The sequence below is a fragment of the Burkholderia sp. genome, assembly GCF_018375725.1.
GTDB lineage: Bacteria > Pseudomonadota > Gammaproteobacteria > Burkholderiales > Burkholderiaceae > Burkholderia.
This window is the reverse complement of the sequence record NZ_JAHACR010000249.1, coordinates 1-6,476: the sequence shown is the minus strand read 5'-3', so window position 1 is coordinate 6,476 and position 6,476 is coordinate 1. Positions and strand designations below refer to the sequence as shown.

The following is a 6,476-nucleotide window of genomic DNA, read 5'->3' as shown; positions in this document are numbered from 1 at the left end:
CTCGCGGCGGACGCCGATGCCGAGTTCTCCATCGAGATCGATCCGCGCACGGTCACTCCCGCGACGCTCGTGCATCTGCGCACGATCGGTTTCAACCGGCTGAGCCTCGGCGTGCAGGATTTCGATCCGGCCGTGCAACAGGCGATCAACCGCATCCAGCCGCTCGCGATGACGGCCGAGCTGCTCAGCGCCGCACGCACGACCGGCTACCAGTCGGTCAGCGTCGACCTGATCTACGGGCTGCCGCATCAGACGGTCGCGAGTTTCGGGCGCACGCTCGAAACGGTCATCGAGCTCGCGCCCGACCGGCTGTCGGTATTCGGCTACGCGCACATGCCGCATCTGTTCAAGATGCAGCGGCAGATCGACGACGCGGCACTGCCGCCGCCCGCGACACGCCTCGCGCTGCTCGGCCTCGCCATCGAGATGCTGACGTCGGCCGGCTATGTCTATATCGGCATGGATCACTTCGCGCGGCCCGGCGACGAACTGGTGCGCGCACAGCGAAACGGCACGCTGCAGCGCAATTTCCAGGGCTACAGCACCCGCGCGGATACCGACATGATCGGCCTCGGCGTGTCGTCGATCGGCAAGGTCGGCGACGTCTACGCGCAAAACGCCAAGGACCTGCCCGCTTACGGCGCGGCGCTCGAGGCGGGCCGGCTGCCGCTGGCGCGCGGCGTGCGTCTCACCGCCGGCGACCGGCTGCGCCGCGACGTGATCACGCAACTGATGTGCAATCTCGAGCTGCCGTTCGCGCATGTCGAAGCGGCGCATGCCATCCGCTTCGCCGACCATTTCGCGCGCGAGCTGGAGACGTTGCGCGAGTTCGAGCGTGACGGGCTGCTGACGGTCGCCGGCGACCGCCTGACGATTCATCCGGCCGGCCGGATGTACGTGCGCAACATCGCGATGGCGTTCGACGCATACCTCGCCGGCACGCCGCAGCAACGCTATTCGCGCACGGTCTGACCCGCGCACACCGCGGCGGATATTGATAAAGTGTGAGCCTTACGTCCGCAGCAGAATCCGCACCATGCGCACTACCAAGGCGACCAACGCGGTCGAACGCCTCAAAACCCGCTCCGGCAATCCGCACTTCGCGGCGGTCGCGATGCCCGGCGGCCTGTTCTATCTGGTCGATCGCGCCGGCGGTACGGCCGAGAAACGCTGCGAGCCCATGCCGCTCGACGCGTTCGTCCAGTTCGTCGACGATCTGGGCCCGAAAAAGCCGCGCAAGGCCAGCAAGCTCGACCTCGCCTTCGAGGAACAGATCAGGAACAGCAAGCGATAGCGCGCATGACATGCGTCCGGCAGGCAAGCGGTCCGTCTGGTTTGGTACAATCGCAAAGTTTATCTGTCCAATCCACGCTGACGGCCGACCAGGCTGCATGACACCATGAATACCGAACAAGCGCGTTTCAACATGATCGAACAGCAGATCCGCCCCTGGGACGTGCTGGATCAAGAAGTCCTCGGCCTGCTGTCGATCGTCAAGCGTGAGAATTTCGTGCCGGCCGCGTATCGCGCGCTGGCCTTCGCCGACATGGAGCTGCCGCTGCCGGGCGGTCACAAGATGCTGTTCCCGCGCGTCGAAGCGCGCGTGCTGCAGGAACTCGCGGTCAAGAAGCACGAGAACGTGCTGCTGATCGGCGCGGGCTCGGGCTACCTGACCGCGCTGTTCGCGCACCGCGGCCAGCACGTGACGGCGATCGAGATCGATCCGGCACTCGCGCAGATCGCCGCAGACAACCTGCGCAACAACGGCGTGACGAACGCGGAAGTCGTCGTCGGCGACGGCTCGCGCGGCTGGGCGGCGAAGGCGCCGTACGACGTGATCTGCGTGGCGGGCGGCCTGCCCGTCGTGCCCCAGGAATTGCTCGAGCAGCTGAAGGTCGGCGGCCGCCTGTCGGCATTCGTCGGCGGCCGGCCGGTGATGAAGACGCAAATCATCACGCGCATCGACGAGAAGCAATACCGCGTGGCCGACGTGTTCGAAACCTACGTCGATCCGCTGGTCAACGCGATCGAGCCGTCGCGCTTCAAGTTCTGAGGCGCCTCATGCAGATCCTGACGCCCGCCATGCTCGCGGCATGGCTTGCCGACTCGTCCCGCGCTGCGCCTGTCGTGCTCGACGTGCGCGAACCCTGGGAAATTCAGACCGCGCAGATCCCGGGCTGCGTGTCGATTCCGATGCAGCAGATTCCTGCGCGCAGCGAGGAGCTGGATGACGAAGCGGAAATCGTCTGCGTCTGTCATCACGGCATGCTCAGCGCACAGGTCGCGATGTTCCTCGAATCGCGCGGCTTCACGAAGCTCTACAACCTGCAAGGCGGCATCGACGCGTGGTCGCGCGATGTCGATCCGTCGGTACCGCGTTACTGACCTCGCCGGCCGCACCTCGCCGGCCACACCTCGCCGGCCGCACCTCGCCGGCCGCACCTGAACCGCAAAACGGGCGCGCATCGCGCGCCCGCCTCCGCCCTCATTCCGTTTCCTTCAGCACCTCGGCGACGATCGAGAACAGCTCGGCGATCTGCGCTTCCTCGATGATCAGCGGCGGCGAGAACGCCAGGATGTCGCCGGTATAGCGCACCATCGCGCCCTTCCGGTAGCACTTGACGAACACGTCGTACGCGCGCGCGCCGGGCTTGCCGTCGCGCGGCTTCAGTTCGACGCCGCCGACGAGGCCGAGGTTGCGCACGTCGATCACGTGGCGCGCGTCCTTCAGCCGGTGAATCTCGCGCTCGAAGATCGGCGCCATCTGCGCAGCGCGTGCGAACAGTTGCTCGCGTTCGTACAGGTCGATCGTCGCGCATGCCGCGGCCACGGCCAGCGGATGTCCGGAATACGTATAGCCGTGGAACAGTTCGATGCCGGCCGGCGCGCCATTGACGATCGCATCGTGGATCGCATCGCTCGCCGCCACCGCGCCCATCGGCACCGCCGCGTTGTTGGTGCCCTTCGCCATCGTCAGCAGGTCGGGCGTCACGTTGAAGTATTGCGCGGCGAACGGCGCGCCGAGCCGCCCCCAGCCGGTGATCACCTCGTCGAAGATCAGCAGGATGCCGTGCTTGTCGCACAGCTCGCGCAGACGTTCGAGATAACCCTTCGGCGGAATCAGCACGCCGGTCGACCCGGCAACCGGCTCGACGATCACCGCGGCGATCGTCGATGCGTCGTGCAGCGTGACGAGCCGCTCGAGATCGTCGGCGAGATGCGCGCCCCATGCCGGCTGGCCCTTCGAGAACGCGGCCTCCCTGAGGTTCAGCGTATGCGGCAGATGATCGACCGACGGCAGCAGCGCGCCCGAATACGCCCTGCGGTTCGGCGCGATTCCGCCGACCGAGATGCCGCCGAAGCCGACGCCGTGATAGCCGCGCTCGCGGCCGATGAAACGCGTGCGCTGCCCTTCGCCGCGCGCACGGTGGTAGGCGAGCGCGATCTTCAGCGCGGTATCGACCGCTTCGGAGCCGGAGTTCGTGAAGAAGATGTGCTTGAGGTCGCCCGGCGTGTGGCGCGCGATCCGCGTCGCCGCCTCGAATGCCTTCGGATGCCCCATCTGGAACGTCGGCGCAAAATCCATCTCCTCCGCCTGCGCCTTCACGGCCGCGACGATCTCGTCGCGACAGTGGCCCGCGTTCACGCACCAGAGGCCCGCCGTGCCGTCGAGGATGCGCCGGCCGTCGTTCGACGTGTAGTACATCCCCTTCGCGGAGACCAGCAGGCGAGGCGAGTCCTTGAACTGGCGATTGGCGGTAAACGGCATCCAGAATGCGGACAGATCGGGCGTATTCGATTGCTGCTGACTCATGGGTGGCTCCTCGGCAGGTTCGATCGGCGCGACGACGCAGCGCGCCGGCATGATGCGACGCAAGTCGAACATCGAGTGTAAGCACCGGAACAGGGATGCACAACCGTGTGCCATTGGCGCCCGCGATACTGCACCGCAACGAACCATTCGCGCCATACGACGCGTCATGTGCACCGCGTCGTCGCCGCGTGCATGTCCGGCGCACACGCCCGTGTGTTCGCGCGCGCGATCGCCGGCCGGTACCGGGTGATGAGCCGCGGGGAAATCGTTGCGGACGGCTAGTTGCGGGCGGCTAGTCGCGGACGGCCAGTCGCGGGCGGCCAGTCGCGGGCGGCCAGTCGCGGACGGCTGCGTGGCCGGCGAGGCACGGGACATGAAGCACGACGGCGTACCGGAATTGATCTCGGTATAGCGTCTTCCTGTAGGATGACCGCGCCAGCTCTCCCCATCGATCCGACGATGTCCGCCCACGATTCCCACGCATCGCTGTCCTGCCCCACCGCTGCCAAGTCATGGCAGGCGCGTCTCGAACTCGGCTTCGAGCGGCACGGCGCGCGCACGACGCTCGTCCATCGTCTGCACGACGGCCCGTTGCGCGTACAACGACCGCTTTATCCGGAAGGCGACGGCATCTGCCATGCCGTGATCGTCCATCCGCCGGGCGGCGTCGCAGGCGGCGACCGGCTCGACATCGACGTCACGCTCGGCGCAGGCACGCATGCGGTGCTGACGACGCCCGGCGCCACCAAGTGGTACAAGTCGAACGGACTGAACGCGACGCAGCGCATCGCCATCGCACTCGGCGAGCACGCGAAGCTCGACTGGCTGCCGCAGAACAATCTGTTCTTCGACGCCGCGCACGCGTCGCTCGATTTCACGCTCACGCTCGGGCCCGGCGCGAGTGCGCTCGGCTGGGATGCGACGCAGCTCGGGCGGCAGGCGGCCGGCGAAGCGTGGTCGGCAGGACGCATTGCGTCCGCGTCGGCGATCGTCGACGCCGAAGGCCGCCCGCTGTGGACGGAACGCGCGCTGCTCGACGCAGGCGATCCGCTGCGCGATGCATTGCAGGGTCTGGGCGGCTTTCCGGCCTACGGCACGCTGTGGGCGATCGGCGCCGCGTGCGACAACGCGCTGGCCGAATCGCTCGCCGCGCGGATGCCATTCGACGATACGCTACGCGCCGGCTCGACCTGTGTGACGCCCGGCGTCGTGCTCGTGCGTGCGCTCGCCGTGTCGATGGAAGCGTTGCAACGGCACTTCGTGCAATGCTGGCTGCACCTGCGTCCGATCGTGCACGGCGTCGCCGCACAGCCGCTGCGGCTCTGGCAGACCTGAGCGCACCATTTCGATGCGGCCCGCGCACAACATCGCGCCGCGTGCCGCGGGCACGCACCATCGCAACGCATAAAAGACCGCACAACGTGCATGGCATGCGCCTTGCTGCGTCTCGTCGGACCGGCAGCGCACGCATGGCCGCGCGGTGCTACGATAAATCGCCGCTTTGCCGCCCGCCGGAACGAACTTGCATTTTCCTGAACGCCCGCCTTCATGAAACTGACTCCCCGAGAGAAAGACAAGCTGCTGATCTTCACCGCGGCGCTGCTCGCCGAACGACGCCGGGCGCGCGGCCTCAAGCTCAACTATCCGGAAGCGGTCGCCTTCATCTCCGCCGCGCTGATGGAAGCCGCGCGCGACGGCAGGACCGTCGCCGAAGTGATGCACTACGGCACGACGCTGCTCACGCGCGACGACGTGATGGAAGGCGTGCCGGAGATGATTCCCGACATCCAGGTCGAAGCGACCTTCCCGGACGGCACGAAGCTCGTCACCGTCCATCATCCGATTCCATGAGGCGCATCGCATGATTCCCGGCGAAATCCTCACCGACGACGGCGAGCACGAACTGAACGCGGGCCGCGCGACGATCACGCTGACCGTCGCGAATACCGGCGACCGCCCGGTGCAGGTCGGCTCGCACTATCACTTCTTCGAAGTCAACGACGCGCTGTCGTTCGACCGCGCGGCCGCACGCGGCTTCCGGCTCAACATCGCCGCCGGCACCGCCGTGCGCTTCGAGCCCGGCCAGACCCGCACCGTCGAACTGGTCGAGCTGGCGGGCGCGCGCGCCGTGTACGGTTTTCAGGGCAAGGTGATGGGGCCGCTCTGAGCGCCCTGCTTTTCAGGAACGCAAGCACATGACACTACGCTTGAGCCGCCGCGCCTACGCGGAAATGTTCGGGCCGACGACGGGCGACCGCATCCGGCTCGCCGATACCGACCTGCTGATTGAAATCGAACGCGATTGCACGATCTACGGCGAGGAAGTGAAGTTCGGCGGCGGAAAGGTGATCCGCGACGGCATGGGGCAATCGCAACGCGTCGCAGCCGACGTGCCCGACACGGTCATCACCAACGCCGTGATTCTCGATCACTGGGGGATCGTCAAGGCCGACATCGCGCTCAAGCACGGCCGCATCGCGGCGATCGGCAAGGCCGGCAATCCCGACATCCAGCCGGGCGTGACGATTCCGATCGGCGCGGCGACCGAAGTGATCGCCGGCGAAGGACTGATCGTGACCGCGGGCGGCATCGATACGCACATCCACTTCATCAGCCCGCAGCAGATCGACGAAGCGCTCGCGTCGGGCGTGACGACGATGAT

The 6,476-nt window shown here is 66.9% G+C and carries 8 protein-coding genes and 1 pseudogene; 8 read left to right on the top strand and 1 reads right to left on the bottom strand.

The window, feature by feature from the left end:
- The 4 genes from hemN to KH616_RS19795 all read left to right on the top strand — a co-directional run.
- Positions 1 to 972 (top strand): oxygen-independent coproporphyrinogen III oxidase (gene hemN, locus KH616_RS19810; RefSeq protein WP_292249835.1); only part of this gene is annotated, 972 nt, incomplete at its 5' end.
- 64 nt (positions 973 to 1,036) lie between these two features.
- Positions 1,037 to 1,294 carry a hypothetical protein gene (locus KH616_RS19805; RefSeq protein WP_292249834.1) on the top strand — a complete coding sequence of 86 codons (258 nt, stop codon included), beginning with the start codon at positions 1,037 to 1,039 and terminating at the stop codon, positions 1,292 to 1,294.
- A 105-nt stretch (positions 1,295 to 1,399) separates the two neighbouring features.
- Positions 1,400 to 2,053 (top strand): protein-L-isoaspartate O-methyltransferase, encoded by a 654-nt coding sequence (locus KH616_RS19800; RefSeq protein WP_292249833.1) that lies wholly within the window; start codon positions 1,400 to 1,402, stop codon positions 2,051 to 2,053.
- Positions 2,054 to 2,061: 8 nt separating this feature from the next.
- Positions 2,062 to 2,385: a rhodanese-like domain-containing protein gene (locus tag KH616_RS19795; protein WP_292249832.1), complete on the top strand. Its 324-nt coding sequence runs from the start codon at positions 2,062 to 2,064 to the stop codon at positions 2,383 to 2,385.
- Positions 2,386 to 2,485: 100 nt separating this feature from the next.
- Here the strand turns inward: KH616_RS19795 and KH616_RS19790 are convergent, their stop codons facing one another.
- The gene (locus KH616_RS19790; protein ID WP_292249831.1) at positions 2,486 to 3,814 is read right to left on the bottom strand and encodes an aspartate aminotransferase family protein; all 1,329 of its coding nucleotides are present in this window, start codon (positions 3,812 to 3,814) and stop codon (positions 2,486 to 2,488) included.
- 459 nt (positions 3,815 to 4,273) lie between these two features.
- Between KH616_RS19790 and KH616_RS19785 the strand changes: the two genes are divergently transcribed.
- The 4 genes and pseudogenes from KH616_RS19785 to ureC form a co-directional block, all read left to right on the top strand.
- Positions 4,274 to 5,149 carry an urease accessory protein UreD gene (locus KH616_RS19785; protein ID WP_292249830.1) on the top strand — a complete coding sequence of 292 codons (876 nt, stop codon included), beginning with the start codon at positions 4,274 to 4,276 and terminating at the stop codon, positions 5,147 to 5,149.
- A 213-nt stretch (positions 5,150 to 5,362) separates the two neighbouring features.
- A complete protein-coding gene (gene ureA / locus KH616_RS19780; RefSeq protein ID WP_126877789.1) occupies positions 5,363 to 5,665 on the top strand; it encodes an urease subunit gamma in 303 nt (100 codons plus the stop codon).
- A gap of 10 nt (positions 5,666 to 5,675) precedes the next feature.
- Positions 5,676 to 5,981 carry an urease subunit beta gene (locus KH616_RS19775; RefSeq protein ID WP_292249829.1) on the top strand — a complete coding sequence of 102 codons (306 nt, stop codon included), beginning with the start codon at positions 5,676 to 5,678 and terminating at the stop codon, positions 5,979 to 5,981.
- Between the two features lie 28 nt (positions 5,982 to 6,009).
- Positions 6,010 to 6,476, top strand: a pseudogene (gene ureC / locus KH616_RS19770) (urease subunit alpha); the annotation flags it as partial.

Excerpts from the sequence above, each read along its gene's own strand:
- KH616_RS19785 (WP_292249830.1), top strand. The coding sequence starts at position 4,274 with ATGTCCGCCCACGATTCCCACGCATCGCTGTCCTGCCCCACCGCTGCC.
- KH616_RS19805 (WP_292249834.1), top strand. The coding sequence starts at position 1,037 with ATGCGCACTACCAAGGCGACCAACGCGGTCGAACGCCTCAAAACCCGC.
- KH616_RS19800 (WP_292249833.1), top strand. The coding sequence starts at position 1,400 with ATGAATACCGAACAAGCGCGTTTCAACATGATCGAACAGCAGATCCGC.
- ureA (WP_126877789.1), top strand. The coding sequence starts at position 5,363 with ATGAAACTGACTCCCCGAGAGAAAGACAAGCTGCTGATCTTCACCGCG.
- KH616_RS19795 (WP_292249832.1), top strand. The coding sequence starts at position 2,062 with ATGCAGATCCTGACGCCCGCCATGCTCGCGGCATGGCTTGCCGACTCG.
- KH616_RS19775 (WP_292249829.1), top strand. The coding sequence starts at position 5,676 with ATGATTCCCGGCGAAATCCTCACCGACGACGGCGAGCACGAACTGAAC.
- KH616_RS19790 (WP_292249831.1), bottom strand. The coding sequence starts at position 3,814 with ATGAGTCAGCAGCAATCGAATACGCCCGATCTGTCCGCATTCTGGATG.